Origin of the sequence: Bacteroides nordii (genome assembly GCF_019930665.1) — a bacterium.
In the GTDB taxonomy this organism is placed as follows: Bacteria; Bacteroidota; Bacteroidia; order Bacteroidales; family Bacteroidaceae; genus Bacteroides; species Bacteroides nordii.
The window spans coordinates 1,391,265-1,412,395 of record NZ_CP082886.1; the positions used below are offsets into that span (position 1 = coordinate 1,391,265).

Consider the following 21,131-nt stretch of genomic DNA (forward strand, 5'->3'; position numbering starts at 1 on the left):
ATTATGTATGAAGATAATAACAATATTTATTTCTGCACTTTTGTACTGTTGTCTTTTGGGAGCACAAAAAGGGCAATCGTTATTTAAAGATATTACTCCTTCTCCCAATTCGTGTGCATTAGCGCAATATGTTGACTATCCGGTATCCCTGTATACCGGAACTCCTTCCATCAATATTCCTATTCATACGATTGAAACAGGGCCTTATAGCTTTCCGATAAATCTTAGTTACCACGCTTCGGGTATCCGGGTTGCACAAGAAGCTACTTGGGTGGGATTGGGCTGGTGCTTGAATGCCGGCGGTGTGATAACACGTACAATCCGGGGGAAAGATGATCTTGGTACCGGATATTATTATAATGAGACGGATATTCCTGATGTAGTGGATGGTTCGGTAGATTCGGAGTATATAAGAATGTCTCATGAATATGGTACTCCTTTTCCGTTTCTGTTCCCCAGATTATCGCGGGATGCCGAACCGGATGTATTTTATTATAACTTTGGTGGATATACAGGCCGTTTTTATTGTAAATTGGGAGGGCATAAACTGCAACAGGAGAATCCGGGAAGCGGGTTTATCTATTCTAATCCGGAAGATAATCTGAAGATCGAGGAGATTGAACTACAAGGAACGACTACTTTTATCGGATTTCGAGTAACTGTTCCTGATGGTACCAGTTACAGTTTCGTGCAACCGGAGATAAAATATTCTCGTTCATATACAGAGTCGAATGCCAGTATGTCAAGTATTGAAGGTAATTTTGAACAAGGTGATATAGATCCCAGTAATCCGGCAGATAATCATGTGACGGCTTGGTATCTGAAAGATATCTACTATCCAAATGGCGACCGGATTACTTTTGAATATGATGAAGAGTTGAATGCTTATGTGTCTCCGGTGAGAGTATCGCAACATATATATACAATATTGGCACAAGATGGAAAGAAATTTCCGTATGATACATTTACTCCCAAGGCTACTTACTCTGCTGACCTGACTGTAGAATATCCCCGTCTGAGGCGTATTAGCTGGAAAAACGGGCATATTGATTTTGTTGCAAGCCAGGATAAAAGAGAAGATGTACGTTCTTTGTATTATTATAAACATAACGCTGATTGGGGTAATCATTTCCCGGCTCGTGCATTGCAGGAGATTAAAATTTGTGGCTCAGATAAAGAACCTCAGCCTTTGAGTAAGTACTACTTTCATACCTCCTATTTTACTTCATCAGATTCGTGTAAGAATTACCTGTCGCTTCGGCTGAGACTGGATTCTATAACTGTAACCGGGACAGAGGCACGTAGTGTTATGTATCGCATGGAGTATGACACAACCCATCTTCTTCCTCGTAAGAATAGTTTTTCTTGTGATCATTGGGGATATTACAACGGTATAAAGAACAATTGCCTTTATCCTTCGATGATTACGGATCAGGATTATGAGGGTTTTGCACATAATATCATTATTCCAAAAGGAACTCATTTGCCTGGTGCCAATCGTGGCACACTGCCCGATTATGTAACTTCTTGCATGTTAACGGCCTTTGAGACACCCGAGGGCGGACGTACTGAGTTCACTTACGAACCAAAAGCCATTGATGGAGAAAAAGTAAAAATACCTTTGTCTGATGAAGGTACCTGGAAGGAAACATTACGGTTTGTAAAACCTGCCAGTGAGCATTTGAAAACCAGCCGGTTTTATATGCCGTTTGACGGATATGTGGATTATGATTTCATGTATGGTGGTAATGAATTTCACGCAGAGGAAGAGAAGGGAACTGTTATTTTTGGTTTTCGTGATCGCAGGCATACGGCAAAAGATATAAATTGGGATGACCGGTCAATCCGGGGGCGTAAAGTTTATCTGACAGAAGGTTTTTACACTTTTGATATGCAGTCAAATACTACTGTTGTGGAACAAACGGCAACTTTAAAGTTATATAAGGTTCCTTATTATAAAGGGTTGCCTCTTGCTGGTGGAGTTCGTATAGCTCAGATCAAATCACCGTCAACTCTCCGGAAATATCAATATATGAATGATAATTGGAAAAGTTCGGGCATTCAGATACGTAACCCTTTATACGCTGTCCGTGAAGTCTCTCTTTGCTATGATGTTTCACCTGCAGATCCCGGTAATTATTATGTGGCTGGTCGTACGGTTGTATTGAACCGTTCTTCCGGTTCTGTTAATCCAATGGAAAGCCCGACAGCCGGAGTAGCGGTTGGTTATAGCCAAGTAAGTGTATTGACAGATACATTGCGGGAAGACTTTTATTATTATAACAGGAAAGAGAAAGATGGAGCAGTTCCCGGATTTCCGGGAGAATTCATTTTTCAAAATGGGAAATTGCGTCGACATTGTATCTATGAAAACGAAAGAATGACAAAAGCTACTTACTATACTTATCAGGAACGGGAGATTATGAGATTAAAGGCGCTTCGGGAGGACCCGGGTAATTTCTTTGTTATTTCGAAGTACCATATTCCGATCACATTCTGTGCTGTGTCTCATCAGTATGATTCAATTATCGATATTCACGGAACGACTCCGGTTGTTCGTAATTTGATGAATAGTTATCTATACAACACAACCAACTTCCAGCCTCGGACTATAACTAAAAAAGTAACAGACCGGAATCTGAATGAAACTCATGAGATATTTTATTCTGTTGATTTTAAAGATCGTTCACCTTATAAAGAGATGTGTGAGAAGAATTTAGTCTGTACACCTGTTGAAGAGAATTTTCGTAAAGGGGCACAAAATCGATTAGTTCGGAAAACGCTCCATACATACAAGGAGAATAATAAGAATAGTCAGTTTGTTCCGGAAGCCGATTATATTTATTATCAACCATTTGGTAAGGAAGAACCTTCTTCTTTATATGGCGATATGAGCTTGTTTGGAAAAGCGGAAACTACCTATGCAGACTATGACCCTCAGAGTAATTGCACCTCTATACAAAGCCGGATGGGGCAGACGGCTGTTTATGTGTGGGGATATAAGTCACAATATCCTATTGCACAAATTTTTAATGCGACTATAGAAGAGGTAAAAGCGCAAGGAATTGATGTTGACGTTATCGGGCGTTCCGATGAACCGACTCAGGCACAGTGGCAGGCTTTGCATACCCTTCGCACTAAACTTCCACGTGCGGAAGTTATTATAATGACTTATCGTCCGTCAGTGGGCATCACTTCAAAGACAGATGGACGGGGTATCACCACTTATTATGAATATGATGATATGGGACGCCTGAACTGTATACGGGATAATGACCATAACATCATTCAAACAAATCACCTTAAAATGGCTACTGAAAAATGAAACGCACATTAATTATATATAGTCTTTGCTTGCTGCTTGTTCATGTGGCAGTACGCATTTGCGCTCAGGAGAATAGTATCACTTCTCACATTTTGCGTGAGCCGGTTCAGGAGTTGTCAGCAGTTAATGAAAACAATTCCCTCACTACTATTGAGTATTATGATTCTGCCGGCCGGTTAATTCAAAAGCTTCAGAAAGGGATTAGTCCTGATAAAGGGGATTTGGCAAACTATATCGTTTATAATACGGTTGGCCAGAAATCACAAGAGTATCTTCCGTTTCCTTTTTCCGGTAATAACGGGGCTTTTGTTTCTCATGCAAATTTTGAGTCTTCAGGTAGTGCATGGTCTCATGATTATTGTTATGAACCTGTTATCGGAGGGCAGTTGCGAGAAGTTTCGGGGCTTCATTTAGGTGGTAAAAATGTTACTTATAAGTATCGGCTGAGCACTTCTGCTATACCGGAGTTGAATGCTTTTGAATTCAGAATGCAAGGGCCCACTACACTTGAAAAACGTATAGCAGCGACAGGGGCCTATCAGGTTACCTGGGAAACGGATGAGGATGGCCATCAAACTTTGCTTTTTGTGGATAATAACGAACGTACAGTGTTGAAGCGTCAAATAGGAGAAGACGGATATCATGATACTTATTCTGTATACGATAATTATGATCGTCTTTGTTGTGTTCTTCCCCCTGCTGCTGTAGACGGATATACCTCTTTCAACAATCAAAGTCTGTCTGAGGGGAATTATCTTGATTTATATGCCTATTTTTATATCTATGATGATGATAACCAATGTGTGGAAGTGAAATATCCGGGTGCAGACTGGATCTATACAGTATATGATGGAGATCATCGCCCGATTCTGATACAAGATGCTAACAGGAGAGTAAAAGGTGAATGGAGTTTCATTAAATATGATGGGCTTGGACGGGCCGTTGTAGAGGGGACGGTCAAAGATAGCCGTAGCCGTGAAGAACTGGCAGCACTCTACCGGGATGTACTGATACGCGAAAATTACAGGGGCGCTTCCGGTTCATGCATGGGTTATTCCGACAATGTGAAACTGGGGCAGGGAGGATATACATTCATTTGTGTTCGGTATTATGATACCTATGATTTTACAGAACTTACTGCAGAGTGGCCCTCTGTCGACATTTCCACTTCCGTTTCTGCAAAAGGATTGCAGACAGGGGTGTTTGAATCTGTATTGAATCTTCCGGATAAAGGGCGGTATACAGTCAGTCGGTATGATGATAAAGCGCGGTTACTTACTCAGTCTTCAAAAGAAACATTATCTGGCAACAGCCTGTCTGTAAATTATAATTACAACTTTCAGGGGGCATTGATACAGAGTGAATCGCATTATGACAATCGTTACTCTTTGAAGTCGAATTATACCTATGACCATGCCGCACGTGAAAAAAGCAGTACCTATGCTTTAGGATATGGGGCAACTCGGCATACTTCTCCTTTGCGTACATTTAATTACGACTCTTACGGACGTGTTATTGAAAAGCAATTGCAGGGTGATAAAGTTGCAGTGATGTATAATTACCAGAATGATGGGACTCTATATAATATTATCAGTACGAGCCGGTTTAATGAAACTCTTTATTATGGGAATTCTATGTTGCCCTATCAACTCTCTCGTTGCTACAATGGTAATATAGCCGATATCTCTATTAGTCAGGATGGCCGTTCTTATTTTTATCATTTTGATTATGACGAATTCAATCGTTTGACTTCAGGCATGATGTACGGGATGAGTGGTAGCCGTTTAAAGAATGATGAGTTCTATAGTTATGATAAGATGGGTAATATCACGTCTTTATATCGTTTGGAGGAAGCAGGAACTGTAAATGGTTTGGATATTCATTATCGGGGTAATCAGCTATTGAAGGTGACCGATGACAACAAAAGTTTTCATGGCACTTATGATTTCGCCATTTATCCCGATCTTGCTGATAGCGAACAAGAGTATTATTATGATGGTAATGGCAATGAAACAGCTAATCTTGACAAGAATATTGTGGCAGTACGCTATAATATCCTTAATCTACCAGATACGGTACAATTTGGTGATGGCAACCGTATCGTAAATTATTATCTGTCAAGTGGTATCAAGTTGGGCAGTATTTCCCGTACTTATACCACTCCGCTCTCCGTACCCTTGGATAAGATAACCAATAGTACCGATCCTTTTGTAGAAACTAAAGAGTGGCGTAATGGAGAAATGCACTACAAAGGTGATGTTGCGGAACGGATAGATATTCAGGATGGTTATTTGCAATTATGTGTAAATAAAACATCCGGCAATTTGGATTCTCTTAAATCTTATGCGTATGTTTGCGATCATTTGGGTAGTGTCCGCCAGGTTTGCGATGCTGTGACAGGCAATGTAGTCCAGAGTTTAGAGTATTACCCGTCCGGATTGATCTTTCGTAGCACGAACTATGATCTTCAACCAGATAAATATACGGGCAAGGAGTTGATTTCCATGCATGGTCTGAATCAATATTATTCAAAGGCACGCATGCAAGAGTTTCAGATCCCTCATTTTACAACCCGGGATCCGTTGTGCGAGAAATATTATGATGTAAGTCCATATGGATACTGTAATAATAACTTAATGAGATTTATAGATCCAAGTGGTATGAATTATACTGATTATAGAAATGACAAAGGGGAACTGTTATTTAAAACTAGTGATGGAATTTCAGATATTATAATCGTTAGAGATCCTGATGTTGCTGCTTTAGAAAAAAAAGGAGAGAAATTAGAGGAAGAAGGTAAATTGAATGATCCTCAGGCTAATAAGGAAGTATTACATCCTTTAGGAAAGGATATTACTGAATATAAAAATAGTTATAAAACAGGTAATGATAATGTAGATAATGGTTATGTGATAGGCTATGATGTTACTTATAATGGTAAATCAGGAATTGCTACTACCATTTGGATGCATATTCAAGGTGTTTCAGATGAGGGTGCTCAGATTCTTGGAGGGTACCACATAGGAAAGTCTGAAGGTCAAATAGATAGGATACAAGGGAGAATTAATAGATTAGAACCTTTTAAAGGATTAAAGAATAATAAACCACTTATAAAATTTGAAAAATGAAAAAGGATATTTGTTATGGAATAATATTGTTCTTTATAATAAGATCAATTTTGGGATTTACTGAGTTAATCGGGTATGAAATAATTGTGAATTTTGTTCATAATATTTATATAGCTCCGTCTTTATTGGCAATTGTTGCATTTACTTTATTAGTAACATGTTTTCGCGTAAAGAAACTTCCTTATATACGGTTCTGGATTATCCCTTTGATACTTTTCATTAATTTACTATCTGCATATTTAAATTATTCAAAAGAATTAATTGAAATTTATTCAGAAGTAGAAAGAGCATTATTATTCTCTCTAATGACTGGTATTCGAGAAATATCACTTATACTTCTTGTTATTATTGCTTATGTAAAATATTATCGATTAAAATAGTATTGCACTATAAATTTGATGTAGAAATAGAAAATGATTACTTTACAATAATAATATTCTTAGATAGAAAAGTAGTAATTCTTATTTATAGAAATACGTATTTAATTGCACGTTAATTAGTCGTCCCTTAAAAAGTATATTTCAGCGAAAGATTCTCTTTTATGAGTGTTTCGCTGATTTTTTCCAATAGCCACATAAGAACCTTCATGGCTCTTTTGAAGTTATATGCAGCCGCTGCTAATATAACATTGATAGCATCTCCCACTAATCCTTTATAAAAGTTTCGTCCTAGACGATAATCAGCCTTTAGATGTCCGATAGTTGGTTCTATTCCTGCCCGCTTGCAAAATAACTTATGTTTCTTTTTCCGTTGGTAGTATGTATCTTTAGCTCTTGGCGCATTGGGAATAAGTATTTGTGTCCCGTCTATTTCTTTCCTACCCCGATAACCCCTGTCTCCGGCTAATCGTCTGATGCTTTTACCCGTCAACCTGCGTACTTGCTCCAGACTCTTTTGGATCGTATGCCCATCGTATTCATTGCGGAAAGAGCTGGCACCAAGTATGACGCCCGTGGCAGAGCGTATGATGGAGACTTTGTTCCCGAACTCGTATTTCTTTTGTTCTTTGCCTTTACTGATGCACTGAACCTCAGGTTCATGAATTGAATAAATCTTATGGGAGGAGTTACGGCGTTGTAAGAGTATCTTCTTAAAGATGGATAGCAATTCATCATGTTGACGATTCTGCCCTAAGTTACGCTCCAGTTCTCTGACCAGACGCCCGGCAATCGTGCGTAAACGTTTATCGGCTTTTATGGCTTTCCTCCGGTTCTTGGGATGATTACGAAAACGTTGATCCCGATAAATACCTTTCAAAACAAAGGTGTATGATTGCCGCATGGGAAGATTGAGTTCTTTTACAATTTTCAATACTTTACCAATTATCTTTTTGTGCAATTTTGCATCTGTGGGATAAGTCACATTCTTTTCCTGTACGGTAGAGTCTATAAAGGCGGTGGCATGATGGTCATCATCACTCTTGTCATCATTCACACGGATGCTTTCAGAAAGAATAAGTTCCATGCCTTTCTCACCTATCCGTTTGCGAAAATGCACAAGCTCGGATGAGGCGCAAGGGAAAGAGGGCACAAACTCATGCATACCGCAGAAGTACTGAAAATAGGCGTTCTCACTCCATTGTTCAACTACAGACTCATCAGAGATGTTGCGCAGATGTTTGAGAATCAGCAAGCCACACATTAAACGGATCGGTTTAGCCGGACGGCCATTGTCTGAGCAGTAAAGAGGCGTGAAGGAGTTTTCAAATACGCACCAGTTTATCTTGTGAGAGAGTTTATACAAAGGATGTTGCTGGTTTAGTAAATCATCCAGGGATGAGAACAGAGACGGAGAAGATGGAGTTGTATTTATCATAAAAATCTGCAAGTTTCAATACCCAAAGATACGAAAACTTGCAGATTTACAATAGAAGTTTGATAATTATATTGTTGAATATCAGATAATAAAATACTTTTTAAGGGACGACTAATTACGTTTTTAACTCTCTGTTAAAATGCATAGTTTGGACTAATAAAGTACGTACTTTTTTAATGATTGATAATCAATATGTTTGGGTGAAAGAACCACTTTGTCATAATAGGATTTGGTAGTTCTTTGAGGAAGATAAAAAACGCAGGATAACACTAATTTTCATAAACAAATCCTATACTCTACAGTAAAATGAATTATATGAAAATTTGCATTAGCCTGCGTTTGAATAATATGAAACAAATACTAATGTGCTTAATCAAAGAAGCTCTTGAACTTCTTAAAGATCTTTTCCTTCACAGAAGTATTGGGCTTGAAATTATCAGAAGTATCCAGCTTTTCAAGTGTACTCTTTTCTTCTTTTGTTAATGCTTCGGGCACGTAGACACTTACATTTACCAATAAATCTCCTGTACCATATCCATTAACACTTGGTAAGCCTTTGCCACGCAAACGAAGCACTTTACCCGGCTGTGTACCCGCATCAATCTTTACTTTTACCTTTCCGTCGATGGTAGGTATCTCAACAGCTCCTCCCAAGGCTGCTGCCGGGAAACTGAGAAGTAAGTTGTATACCAAATCATTTTCATCACGGAGCAGGCTTTCGTGTGGCTCTTCTTCAACCAGGATGAGTAAATCACCCGGTACACCGTTGTGTTTTCCGGCATTACCTTTTCCACTCATGGAGAGTTGCATGCCTTCTGCTACGCCGGCCGGAATCTTAACGGTTACCACTTCTTCTCCATATACGATACCGTCACCGCTACACTCCTTACACTTGTTCTTAATGATTTTACCTTCACCATTACAAGTGGGGCAGGTGGTGCGGGTCTGCATCGTACCCAAAATAGTCTGTTGGTTACGAATTACCGATCCGCTACCTTTACAGGTCGGACAAGTCTCAGAACCACCGTTACCTTCTGCACCCGTTCCATGACAGTGTGTACAAGGCACATACTTTTTCAGCTTGAACTTCTTTTCTACTCCGGTAGAGATTTCTTTCAGCGTCAGTTTTACTTTCACACGAAGATCAGAACCACGATAGCGTCTCTGTTGCTGACCGCCTCCGCCTCCAAAGCCACTGAAGCCTCCAAAACCGCCACCTCCGCGACCTCCGAAGATATCGCCAAACATGGAGAAGATATCGTCCATAGACATACCTCCACCGAAGCCGCCAAACGGACCACCATTTCCGGCAGCACCACCCATACCAGCATGGCCGAACTGATCATAACGGGCACGTTTGTCCTCGTTGCTCAGCACGTCATATGCTTCGGCTGCTTCTTTAAACTTTTCTTCCGCCTCCTTGTCGCCCGGGTTCTTGTCCGGGTGATACTGAATGGCTTTTTTACGATACGCTTTTTTTATTTCTTCTGCTGTTGCGGTTTTCGATACCTCCAGCACTTCATAGTAGTCTCTCTTTTCCATATATATATTTTATTCTCCAACTACCACTTTGGCGTGGCGCAGTACTTTATCGTTCAGTGTGTATCCGGTCTGTACACAATCCAGAATTTTTCCTTTCTGTTTTTCAGACGGTGCGGGAATCACTGCGATGGCTTCGTGGTAATCTGTATCCAAAGGCTTATCTTTGGTTTCGATTACTTTTACGCCATTTTGTCCTAATACAGAAATGAATTTGTTATAGATAAGTTCCACACCTTCTTTAACGGCTGCTACGTCTGTTGCTTTATCCATCATTTGGATAGCACGTTCCAGATCATCAACCACAGGCAGGATACTACTCAAGCTCTTTTCACCTCCATTCAAGATCAGTTCAGCTTTTTCTTTTACCGTACGTTTACGGTAGTTGTCGAATTCGGCAGAGAGGCGCAGATATTTATCTTTCTGATCTTCAATGGTAGCATCAGCTTCTTTCAACTGCTTTTCCAACTCTTCCTCTTTAGTCAGGGGAGCTGCTTCCTCCGTATTTTCTGTATCCTGCAACTGTTCGTCTGCAAGGTTTTCAGCGTTCAACTCTTGTTCTTTAGCTGTTTCTTTTTCTTTAGGATTCATATCTTTATCTTTTTTGTTCTTAATAAATGGATTCAATTTCATGTCAATAGGACGTTACAATGTAACTGCCTCCCAGCAAAAACTCTGCCAATCTGCTAAACATGTCAAAAAACGCTGCAAAGGTAATGCTTTTCTGTCAGATTGACACATGCTGCATAGCATGTAATTCATTAAAAATGTCTATCTTTGCAACCTGTTTGTGAATTACAGACATTTCAATCGTAAATTGTAAATAGTTAAAATCGTAAATATAAAAGATGATTACAGTTTCAAACGTTTCGGTACAGTTTGGTAAAAGAGTATTGTTTAATGATGTAAATTTGAAGTTTACAAGTGGGAATTGTTATGGTATTATTGGTGCCAATGGTGCAGGTAAGTCCACTTTCCTTCGCACAATTTATGGCGATCTTGATCCGACTACCGGAAATATAACATTAGGTCCGGGCGAACGTCTGTCAGTGTTGAGCCAGGACCACTTTAAGTGGGATGCTTTCACGGTAATGGATACTGTGATGATGGGACATACTGTGTTGTGGGACATCATGAAGCAACGCGAAGAGTTGTATGCCAAGGAAGACTTTACCGATGAAGACGGGTTGAAGGTTTCCGAGCTGGAAGAGAAATTTGCTGAGCTTGACGGCTGGAATGCCGAGAGTGATGCTGCCATGTTGCTCAGTGGCCTGGGAGTTAAAGAAGACAAACATTATGTGTTGATGGGTGAGCTGAGTGGTAAAGAGAAGGTACGTGTGATGTTGGCACAAGCGCTTTACGGTAATCCGGATAACTTGCTGCTGGACGAGCCTACCAATGACCTCGATATGGAGACAGTGACATGGCTTGAAGAATATCTGTCAAACTTTGAACATACCGTATTGGTGGTGAGCCATGACCGTCACTTCCTTGACTCAGTATGTACACACACGGTTGATATCGACTACGGAAAAATCAATATGTTTGCCGGTAACTACAGTTTCTGGTATGAATCCAGTCAGTTGGCTCTCCGTCAGCAACAGAACCAGAAAGCAAAGGCTGAGGAGAAGAAGAAAGAACTGGAAGAATTTATCCGCCGGTTCAGCGCCAATGTAGCTAAGAGCAAGCAGACTACCAGCCGTAAAAAGATGTTGGAGAAACTGAATGTAGAAGAGATTAAACCTTCTTCACGTAAGTATCCGGGCATTATCTTCACACCCGAACGTGAACCGGGCAATCAGATCCTTGAGGTTTCAGGTTTGAGTAAGAAGACCGAAGAGGGCGTAGTGCTGTTCAATGACGTGAACTTTAACGTTGAGAAGGGCGATAAGATCGTATTTATCTCACGTAATCCACGTGCCATGACGGCTTTCTTTGAAATAATCAATGGCAATATGAAGCCGGATGCCGGTCACTTCAATTGGGGAGTGACGATTACTACCGCTTATTTGCCGTTGGATAATACGGATTTCTTTAATACCGATCTCAATCTGGTAGATTGGTTAGGGCAGTATGGTGAAGGGAATGAAGTATATATGAAAGGATTCCTGGGACGTATGCTTTTCTCTGGAGAAGAAGTTTTGAAAAAGGTAAGTGTACTTTCGGGGGGTGAAAAGATGCGTTGCATGATTGCGCGTATGCAGCTTCGCAATGCAAACTGTCTGATCTTAGATACGCCGACTAATCACCTCGATCTGGAATCGATTCAGGCATTCAACAACAACCTGAAAACATATAAAGGTAATATCCTGTTCTCTTCACATGACCACGAATTTATTCAGACTGTGGCAAATCGTGTGATCGAACTGACTCCGAACGGCATCATTGACAAGATGATGGAATATGATGAATATATTACTTCCGATCATATTAAAGAGTTGAGAGCTAAGATGTACGGCGATAAATAAAAAAAGATCCTTTTTATATTAGACGCAGGCAGTATAGGAGTTTATTTCTATACTGCCTTTTTTCATAATCATGCCTTTCCTAAATTCTCGTTAATTCCCTCTTCTGTTTGCGAACTTTTTACAGAGGAGATACGTTCCTTGTATAAACAATACAAAAAGAGAATATTATGAATTTTATCTGGTATATTCTGATAGGAATTATTGCCGGCTATGTGGCTGGTAAAATAACAAGAGGAGGTGGCTTTGGACTGCTGGTCAATCTTGTTTTAGGAATTATTGGCGGTGTACTCGGGGGCTGGGTCTTTGCTTTACTTGGATTGGCGGCAACTGGTATTATCGGTAGTTTGATAACTTCTGTTGTAGGTGCTGTTCTGTTTCTGTGGATTGCATCTTTGTTTAGTCATTCGCGACAGTAAGTTACCTTTGTAATGTATTTATTTTATTAACTAACATAAAATTATTTGATTATGGAATGTGGAAATACTAAATTTCTGGTAGGTCTTGGATTAGGTTCTGCCATTGGTGCGCTGGTTTATCACTTTTCGCGCACAGCGAAAGCTAAGAAACTGAAAAATGATGTGTTTAATGCCCTTCATGAAATTGAGGCAGATGCCGAAGCTGCAATGGAAGATGCAAAAGTAAAAGCTGTGAAAACAGGTGCTAAAGTTGCAGGTAAAGTAGCGGATAAGGCCAATGAGGTAAAGGAAAAACTAAGTGAGGTAGGCCAATAAACCTACCTTTTTATATATATGCTCTCCCCGGACACTGTTTTGTTCGGGGATTTTTTGTATATAAAAAACAAAATCCTGGCGAAATCACTTCGACAGGACACTGTTTCATTTTACTTAAATGTGGCTACGTAATAAAATTATGACTAATTAATTAAATTCTGATACTGCAAAGATAGAGTGTTTACCCCATAGCCACAATCCCTTAAATAAGGTATATTACGTAGTATTTCTCACTATATATAGTTACTTGAGTTCTTTTTTCCATTCTTTGCTTACCGGATCATAGCGTTTGATGATACGTGCAGGACTTCCGGTACATATTGTATAAGCCGGAACAGAACGGCTTACAACGCTCCCGGCAGCTACAACACAATGTTTTCCAAGTGTCACTCCGGGTAGAATGACTGCATTGGCACCTACCCACACGTCATCTTCTATTGTCACAGGGGCAGTACTTACTCCTTGTTCATCAATCAGCTTTTCGGCATCTGCGTAATTGTGGTTTAATCCGGTTACAGTCACATTTTGTGCCAGGTTTACATGATTGCCTATCTGTACAGGACCTATGATCGTATTTCCTAATCCCACGCGGGTATAATCTCCGATAATCAAATCTCCTACGGCATTGTTGAGACACGAGAAATCTTCCACAACTGAGTATTTGCCGAGTGAAAAGCTACGGAACGGCGGAAGATCTTTGCGTACGCTACGATAAATAACCGAACCTTTCCCCCGTTTCAGGTATACAAAATAAAACAGACGTATCCACCAGTTGGGGCGTGTTTTTACCGGATGCATAATAAATCTGTGTACGGCCTGTTTTAAGCCCGAGTGTTGTTTAATGTTATGTTTTAGCTTTCTGATGTCCATATATATTTGTTGGGTTTGGGAGGTTACTTCTTTTTTTTCTTCTCTACCAGATAATCGGGGATAGCCAGACAGAGAGTAAATAACAGGACGAACAACAGGAACCACCAACTCAAAGAAGCTCTCCAGTCATAGCAGGTGGCTATGATGCACCAGATACTGCTGACGAGAAGTAGGATTCTCCATGAGGGCAAAAGCTGCCGGAATAATTTGTCTGCATAATCCCAGTTGCCTTCCATTAGTACTGCAGGAAGCTTTGAGACGGCTTTTCGCTTTGACATAGAATAGGGGCGGGGACGAGGAGTATTACTATATATATGGATGTGGTCCATATATTCTATATAGATGTTCTGCTGTAATAATCTGCTTTCCAGATTGCTTTTCGGACTTCTCAGGTTTTGTTTCAGCCATTTGAAGTCTATGGCAATATCCGTTTTTTCGAGTGCCGAAGAAAGTCCTGTCTGGGCATGCCCTTGTCTGAATATTGAATTTCGGATTTCTTCATGGATTGCTTTCCTGCGAATCTTTCGGGTAGGACGGCATTCAATGATATGGTGTAGTTGCATAGCCATTGTCCCCGATCCGTATGCGTTATTGATTTCTTTTAGCAGGCACGGAGATACATTGGTTGTTTCTCCCAGAATGATAGCTATGTCGTATAGCGACTCATCCAGTTCTTTTATACTCTGATACAGATTTTCGTAAGTGAGCAGGGTATATAACTCTTCCGGATACTTTTGTTTACAGATTTCTGTTCCCGGAGGAACCAGAAGTATAAAACGATGCATATTCCCGGTAGCCGGATATTTCTCTGATCTTCTGAATAATGCTGCCAAAGCAAAAACAAATAGATAGATGCCGGCTATCGCAATGCAGAGAAAGAATATGCTGTCTGCAGTATAGAAAAGAGTGTCTGCCATATAAGCTGTATATATTATACGTTTTCTTTTTGTATAAATGCAGTAACAGTTTTCAGGATAATTCTCATGTCTATCCAAAAAGAGAATGTTTTGGCATATTTTATATCCAACTGTTTACGCTCATCTGCCGACATCTTTCCTGAATCTCCACGCTTTTCTACCTGCCAAAGTCCTGTCAGTCCCGCCGGAGCCATAAAGCGGTCGATGTATTCGTCGCTGGTCAATAACTCAGCTTCGTACAGTGGCAAGGGGCGGTTACCTACTATTGACATGTCTCCTTTCAATATATTGATAAGTTGAGGCAATTCGTCAATGCTGTATTTACGAATGAAACGTCCTACCCGCGTGATGCGTGGATCGTTTTCGAGTTTGACAAATGCATTCTCCTGTTCGTGGCTTCTTTTGTTGATATACGCTTCTTCTGAAATGACAAAATCATCAGAGATTAGTACTATCCCGTCTTCATTTTCACTAAGCTCGGGCATTTCTCCCCAGATGATATCTTCGGTTGTCTCTTCTTCGGTTTGATATTGATTCAGGGAGTTGAAGTCTTTCAGATGCTTGTCGGCATTCGTATACATGGAACGAAATTTCAGAAAATCAAATATCTGATAATTACTTCCTACACGTTTTGATTTATAGATAATGGCTCCTTTGCTCTCCAGGCGGATAGCTATCGCAGTAATAATGAGTAGGGGAGACAAGCCTAATAGTGCAGTACCCGAAAAAAGTATATCAAAACATCTTTTCCAGAGAGGAAGCCTGAATGTTTGTATATTCTCTCCTCTTTTTTGTAGGTCTTTTATCTTTTGTTGCTTTCTGCGTTTCTGAAAGCTTATCAGGCTGTCTATTGCCTCCTGGGGGCTTTCAAATGGTATGGTGTTGTTGATACCGGCTTTCAGATATTGCAGACTTTCTTGTTGTGTAAGTGAATCCATCACTAATACCATATAGATACCGGGATACTTTTTCCGCAAAGACTCAATATCTTTGATATCTGTCTGTGTATTAGTCTGTTCGTATAATATGATTATATCAAACTTCTCCCGTATCTTATCTATTATTTTGATAGCCTTATCACATGTAGCTACATTGTAAAACTCCTCTTTGGGGAGTTTGGAAAAGCGTTTAATCGTTTTTTCGTACCTTCCGATATAGATAAGATGTAGCATAGAAAGACTTAGTCTATAATTTTTTTAATACGGACTTTAAGTTCGAGAGGATTGAATGGTTTTAGGATGTAATCGGCTGCTCCCTCTTCCAGAAGCCTGATTCTTTCTGTTGTGCTTTCTTCGCTTGAAAGCATGATAATAGGTATGGATTTGAATAACTCATTTCGTTTCATGTAAAGTAAGAATTCATCTCCCATCATTTCCGGCATACGGATGTCCGAGATAATAAGATCCGGAACGTTCCCTTCATTCAGCCACTCAATGGCTTTAATAGGATTTTCATGATAGGTGAAATCGTAATCTTTTACCAAATAGATGGAAACTACTTTTGCGATGGATGCCTTGTCATCAATGAGCAATATTTTTTTTCTCATGTCTATAATAAAACTTTTTACTTTGCTTGCTTTGTTGATACGTGATTGATGTCTTTCTTGTCTCAAGCCGTGCAAATATATATAATATTTTTATAACTGTGTTCTTTTACGATAAAGTTATTTTCTGTTTTCAAATAAAGTCTGTTTCCCGGACAAAATAAAAGCCGGATTTTCTTATTCTCCGGCTTTTACTTTATTTTTAATTTTTATTGTTCTGGAAAGTGCCGTTGTTGTCGAAGGTAGTATACCATTTGGGGTTCTCTGTACCACCACTGGTTACCCAACTTTCAAACTCCTTGTATACATCTTTAATATTGCGATACTCCAAAGGCCATTTAAACGACTGTGGTATGATGATACCCCAGGCAAGATTCTCTTTGCTTATGTAATACTTCGTACCCGTTGAGCCGTCATCATTTCCTCCGAACAGTTGGGTATTGGCCAAATCGCTTGGCTGACGTCCCGGCATATGGATTTCTTTTCTCTGCTGGGCTCTGTCGGTGATGATGAAGAAATTCATATTGTTGATGTTGAAGGCACTTTCTTCTATGCTATTGGTCAGGTTTACAGTGATTTCTATTTCGGGAAGATCACTGTTGCTTACATTATTGTCACTGCCAGACTGGGTATTGATGAACTCTCTTGTATTCTTTCCCATTAATTTGTGTGCATCGTCAAAGAGAGGTATCACAGCCTGGCTCTGACCTGCTTCAACTCCACTGTTTTGAAGATTGAATGTGGTGGGTTTATGGGCTTTGTATGCAATGCTGTTTATACTGCTTGCCGGTACTTTGTCTAACATTACAGCGGCGGCGATAGCTTTGGTTGCTCCTACGGCACGAAGGGTAACAGTGAATGTTACTTTGTTCGTTTTGTTTTTACTGTCAAGTTCATACTTCAAACCTTTGAGCTGTATTACAATGTCATTCATATCATAGTCGCCGTAGAGAGGCCATTGGTCTTCAAACAGCAGTGTGTATTTATTGGCTGTTTCTATGATAGTCGGGAATTCCGGTTCAGTTGGAGGAAGCGGATTGGTAACAGAGCCTTCACTACATTCTGTTTTGGCGATTTCTACAGGATTGGTAGATTCACTTGCCCATTCGGCACCACCTGTCATTGTCCAGCGAATATTCCCCCATTGATCTCTTTTAGAATCCGGATGATCATCACAGACAATCTGTAAATTTCCGGAATAATGAATCATGTCATTGTTGTCGGGATTCGTAGCAACTGCTTTTTTCATTTTGAGAAGTGCTTTCTCGTTGCCTGTACCCTTGAACCCTCTGTTTTTTGTATGATATCGGAATTCGGCTTGCTCTTCTACTGTAAACATAGCCTTGGCACCCATCTCTATTAATGTGTTGTCCATATACAGCCTGCTGGTCTTAATAAATGCACCGGCGTCATTTATGATTTTAGCTTCGTGCAGGTCTAATAGTTGATTGACGATTAGTTTGCATTTGTTGAGGCTATAATCATTCCAGCCTTCTATGTGCATGTTTGTGGTAGTCCATTCACCTTCATTCTCCCATGAACCGTTTGTACAGTTGAGGCTGGTCAGTTGGGCTACGGTTACTTTATTGATATTCTTTATATGACTATCACCTGTGACAGTTATATCGGTGGCAGTCACTTCTCCTTCATTCAGCATATTAGAGTTTCCGTTCGTGCCGGTCAGTTTACCGGAGATATTTATAATACCCTTTTCTCCATTATAGATGAAAGAACTGTTGGTATAAGTGACATTACGGGCGGTGAGAGTACCCTGGTTATACAACTTGTAGTTACTATCCAGTTGCATATCGTTTTCTATCTTTAATGTTGCTCCTTTGCCTACTGAAATCAAGCAGTTGATTTGGCCATTATTCTTTGATTGTGGCATTGTTACAGTCACATTGGGCAGTATGAATAGTTTGCAATTGGCAGCAAGGTATGTTTCTTCGCTCAGCGTTATGTTTTCGGTAACATACAAACTAACTCCTGATGCCCAAATATTTATTTTGGTTGTCTTTGCAGTAACTTTATAACTGCCGTTGGCTTTAAAGTTGTTTTGATCGAATATTTCATTTGTGGGTGATACTTCGGGAAATATACTCTTATCTTCACTGTCTGGTGTTGTCATTGTCGTGAATGCCCGTGTACTCATGCTTCTGGTAGTTTGCGTAGTCACCGGAGTACTGAAGTCGCAATTAACAACCCCGTTCTCTGTGCTGTACGCACGAATTGATGCCAATCCATCCGGAGCAATCTGGCGAATGTAAAGCATCGGAATCGAATTGGATACAGGCAATTCGGTAGTGAAGTCCTGACCCAATTTGGCAAATCCTTTGGTCAGGAGGGTTGCATCCGGAGATATTACAGGATTGTTGTCGAACACCTCTACCGTATAATGATATTGTCCGTTAAATGTGTCGTTAACCTTCACATTAAGGTTTATCGAAGAGAATAATAACCAGTCAAAGCCATTAGGGGCACTTATGTTACCCATTGGATTTTGAGCACGGTAATTGGGATCATAGAAGTTCTTATCACTATCTACACAGCTACTAAAAACAACTCCACTTACTATAAGTGTAGCTGCCAGTGATTCCCGGAAGTTAATTTTCATACATTAAATATTGCTTATTTTGTCTACTGTAATTTGCTATAACAACAAATTGCCTTTACTATTTATCACAAAGATATCTATTTATTGTATGATAACAACCAGTTAGGGGAGATAAAGTTTTGCTTATTAACATCTTTTTAGATATTGATGGACGGATATTGCAACTTTCTTTAGTCGTTCTTTCAATAACTTTTATTTCTTTGTTTATCAGTGGTATATGCTATATTTGTTCGTGCACTGTAAAAGCGAATTATAAGAAAAGTTGTATATTCTGTTCATTGTTTCTTATTGGACTTTCTTTACAAGCAGAGGAGCAAGGATGACGGTAACAGATTATTGTTGTTATGATGCTTATTTTGACTGTTTCTTCTTTCAATAGATGATTGAGATGTCTGTATTGGGGGAGGATCAAGGTATGTATATAGAAAATAGTTTATACAAATTCTTCTTGTTGACAAATTCTTAATCTTTTATGTTTTTAGTTGGCAATAGATATATTTATTGAATTTTCACTATTAATATCTGTGTTTTCTCTGCTCTGGTTACTATTCAATAAGATTCATGATTATACATTGAAACCCAACAGGCTAAAAATATTCGTCTGTAATCTATTATTGATGCGAATCGGTAGTTGGATATTTGGTCCAAACCTGTATAGAATGAACTAAAGGGATTGCCGATAGTTTATCCGCAACACTCAAGACATTTATATATAAAATCTGCTTCTTCCTTAAATTAATACCTTTTCATAGGAAGTAAAGTTACGGACAATTAAAGATAAACTATAATCAAAAGTTTCAGTTGTAAGATTAAAACTTTAGGTTTTATAACCAAAAGTTCCGGTTATAGAATCAAAAGTTTTGGTTATAGATTATAAAAGAGAGAATAGTAGTTTTTTTCCTGATAAAAGGTAGTTTATATCGCCTTGTTTTGAACAAATATATACGATTAAGTTGAGTCCGGTTTTCAACTACTGATTCGCATTATTTATCATTTAGGATCAATACCCGATTTTTAGTTAAATACTGAAAATATTCCCCGGACTCCACAACGGTTGATTTGAAAACTTCGGAGTTGGGGAATATATTGTCTATTTCATTTTATCCTATTGACTTCGTTATTTCTCCCACCAGGCAAGAGTTCATTTTGTATCTGATTTCTTTGTTACTCAATCCGTGTCCAAGCAGGAACATCAGTTTGGTTACTGCACATTCCGGGGTGCTGTCATATCCGCTGATCACACCTGCTTGCAATAGTTGTATTCCGGTTTCGTACCGTTCCATTTCTACTGCTCCCGAAGAGCACTGGGTAATGTTGACAATGATAATACCTCGTTCTGTAGCCTCTTTTAGCTGTTGGATGAACCAGGGTTTCTGAGGGGCATTTCCCGAACCGAAAGTTTTCAATACCACTGCTTTCAATCCCTCCACGTGAAGCAGGGAGGTGACGATACTTTCCTGTATGCCGGGGAAAAGAGTTAATATCACCACATTGGAATCGAACAGATAATGTGGTTTCAGTGGTTTGGAGAAATCTGGTTTGCGGATTAAATTAGGTTCATATTTAATATGGATACCGACACGTGCCAATGCCGGATAGTTGAATGAGCGAAAGGCATTGAAGTTTTCGGCGTTGATTTTGGTAGTACGGTTGCCCCGCATAAGGTGATTTTCGAAGAAGATACATACTTCCGGTACTATGGCGGTACCGTCCGGATTTTTGGCTGCGGCTATTTCGATAGCGGTTATCAGATTTTCTTTTCCGTCTGTTCTCAGGGTTCCGATAGGAAGCTGTGAGCCGGTGAGGATGACTGGTTTGCTTAAATTCTCAAGCATGAAACTCAAAGCCGAAGCTGTATAGGCCATTGTGTCTGTACCGTGCAAAATGACAAAGCCATCGAAGTTGTCATAATTATAGTTGATGATCTTTACGAGTTTTGCCCAGTAAAGAGGTTCCATATCAGAAGAGTCAATAGGAGGGTCGAATTGATAGGAGGAGATCCGGTAATTAAAACGCTTCAATTCGGGGACGTGTTTCAGCAGGTGGTCAAAGTTGAAGTTTTCTAAGGCACCTGTTTCCGGGTTTTCTATCATTCCGATAGTTCCTCCAGTATATATTAACAAAACGGAAGGGCAATTTGCTATCATATCTGTGGCTCTTTTGTTAAATCGGCGACAAAGA

15 protein-coding genes are annotated in these 21,131 nt (G+C 39.7%); 6 read left to right on the top strand and 9 right to left on the bottom strand.

Translation table 11 applies throughout. The annotated features are described in order from the left end of the window. The first annotated feature begins 7 nt into the window (after positions 1–7). From K8P02_RS05350 to K8P02_RS05360, 3 genes are read left to right on the top strand one after another with little or no spacing between them, the layout of a single operon-like run. The gene (locus K8P02_RS05350; protein ID WP_025867926.1) at positions 8–3,325 is read left to right on the top strand and encodes a hypothetical protein; all 3,318 of its coding nucleotides are present in this window, start codon (positions 8–10) and stop codon (positions 3,323–3,325) included. Then, entirely contained in the window at positions 3,322–6,453 is a 3,132-nt protein-coding gene (locus K8P02_RS05355; RefSeq protein ID WP_081768153.1) for a DUF6443 domain-containing protein, read from the top strand. Before K8P02_RS05350 ends, K8P02_RS05355 begins: the two co-directional genes overlap by 4 nt. Then, positions 6,450–6,833 carry a hypothetical protein gene (locus K8P02_RS05360; RefSeq protein ID WP_025867928.1) on the top strand — a complete coding sequence of 128 codons (384 nt, stop codon included), beginning with the start codon at positions 6,450–6,452 and terminating at the stop codon, positions 6,831–6,833. Before K8P02_RS05355 ends, K8P02_RS05360 begins: the two co-directional genes overlap by 4 nt. A gap of 127 nt (positions 6,834–6,960) precedes the next feature. Here the strand turns inward: K8P02_RS05360 and K8P02_RS05365 are convergent, their stop codons facing one another. The 3 genes from K8P02_RS05365 to K8P02_RS05375 all read right to left on the bottom strand — a co-directional run bounded on the left by K8P02_RS05365 (position 6,961) and on the right by K8P02_RS05375 (position 10,398). Beyond that, the gene (locus K8P02_RS05365; protein WP_025868356.1) at positions 6,961–8,268 is read right to left on the bottom strand and encodes an IS5 family transposase; all 1,308 of its coding nucleotides are present in this window, start codon (positions 8,266–8,268) and stop codon (positions 6,961–6,963) included. A 369-nt stretch (positions 8,269–8,637) separates the two neighbouring features. Beyond that, the gene (gene dnaJ / locus K8P02_RS05370; RefSeq protein ID WP_002560855.1) at positions 8,638–9,810 is read right to left on the bottom strand and encodes a molecular chaperone DnaJ; all 1,173 of its coding nucleotides are present in this window, start codon (positions 9,808–9,810) and stop codon (positions 8,638–8,640) included. A 9-nt stretch (positions 9,811–9,819) separates the two neighbouring features. Beyond that, positions 9,820–10,398 (bottom strand): nucleotide exchange factor GrpE, encoded by a 579-nt coding sequence (locus K8P02_RS05375; RefSeq protein WP_085929647.1) that lies wholly within the window; start codon positions 10,396–10,398, stop codon positions 9,820–9,822. Between the two features lie 257 nt (positions 10,399–10,655). On the opposite strand from K8P02_RS05375, the gene K8P02_RS05380 reads away from it, so the two are divergent. From K8P02_RS05380 to K8P02_RS05390, 3 genes are all read left to right on the top strand, one after another. Then, entirely contained in the window at positions 10,656–12,275 is a 1,620-nt protein-coding gene (locus K8P02_RS05380; protein ID WP_002560853.1) for an ABC-F family ATP-binding cassette domain-containing protein, read from the top strand. Between the two features lie 167 nt (positions 12,276–12,442). Then, on the top strand, positions 12,443–12,691 hold the full coding sequence (locus K8P02_RS05385; RefSeq protein ID WP_002560852.1) for a GlsB/YeaQ/YmgE family stress response membrane protein: 249 nt from the start codon (positions 12,443–12,445) through the stop codon (positions 12,689–12,691). Between the two features lie 51 nt (positions 12,692–12,742). Beyond that, the gene (locus tag K8P02_RS05390) at positions 12,743–13,006 is read left to right on the top strand and encodes a YtxH domain-containing protein (protein WP_002560851.1); all 264 of its coding nucleotides are present in this window, start codon (positions 12,743–12,745) and stop codon (positions 13,004–13,006) included. A gap of 243 nt (positions 13,007–13,249) precedes the next feature. Here the strand turns inward: K8P02_RS05390 and K8P02_RS05395 are convergent, their stop codons facing one another. From K8P02_RS05395 to K8P02_RS05420, 6 genes are all read right to left on the bottom strand, one after another. Further along, the gene (locus tag K8P02_RS05395; RefSeq protein WP_195348975.1) at positions 13,250–13,876 is read right to left on the bottom strand and encodes an acyltransferase; all 627 of its coding nucleotides are present in this window, start codon (positions 13,874–13,876) and stop codon (positions 13,250–13,252) included. A 23-nt stretch (positions 13,877–13,899) separates the two neighbouring features. After that, the gene (locus K8P02_RS05400) at positions 13,900–14,793 is read right to left on the bottom strand and encodes a hypothetical protein (protein WP_025867954.1); all 894 of its coding nucleotides are present in this window, start codon (positions 14,791–14,793) and stop codon (positions 13,900–13,902) included. A 14-nt stretch (positions 14,794–14,807) separates the two neighbouring features. Next, a complete protein-coding gene (locus tag K8P02_RS05405; RefSeq protein WP_025867953.1) occupies positions 14,808–15,965 on the bottom strand; it encodes a sugar transferase in 1,158 nt (385 codons plus the stop codon). A gap of 8 nt (positions 15,966–15,973) precedes the next feature. Further along, complete coding sequence (locus K8P02_RS05410) at positions 15,974–16,339, bottom strand: response regulator (RefSeq protein WP_025867952.1); 366 nt, start codon at positions 16,337–16,339, stop codon at positions 15,974–15,976. Positions 16,340–16,538: 199 nt separating this feature from the next. Beyond that, positions 16,539–18,950, bottom strand: a complete 2,412-nt coding sequence (locus K8P02_RS05415) for an LruC domain-containing protein (RefSeq protein ID WP_223382091.1) — start codon at positions 18,948–18,950, stop codon at positions 16,539–16,541. Positions 18,951–20,050: 1,100 nt separating this feature from the next. Beyond that, positions 20,051–21,097: an asparaginase gene (locus tag K8P02_RS05420; protein ID WP_002560845.1), complete on the bottom strand. Its 1,047-nt coding sequence runs from the start codon at positions 21,095–21,097 to the stop codon at positions 20,051–20,053. Positions 21,098–21,131 lie beyond the last annotated feature (34 nt).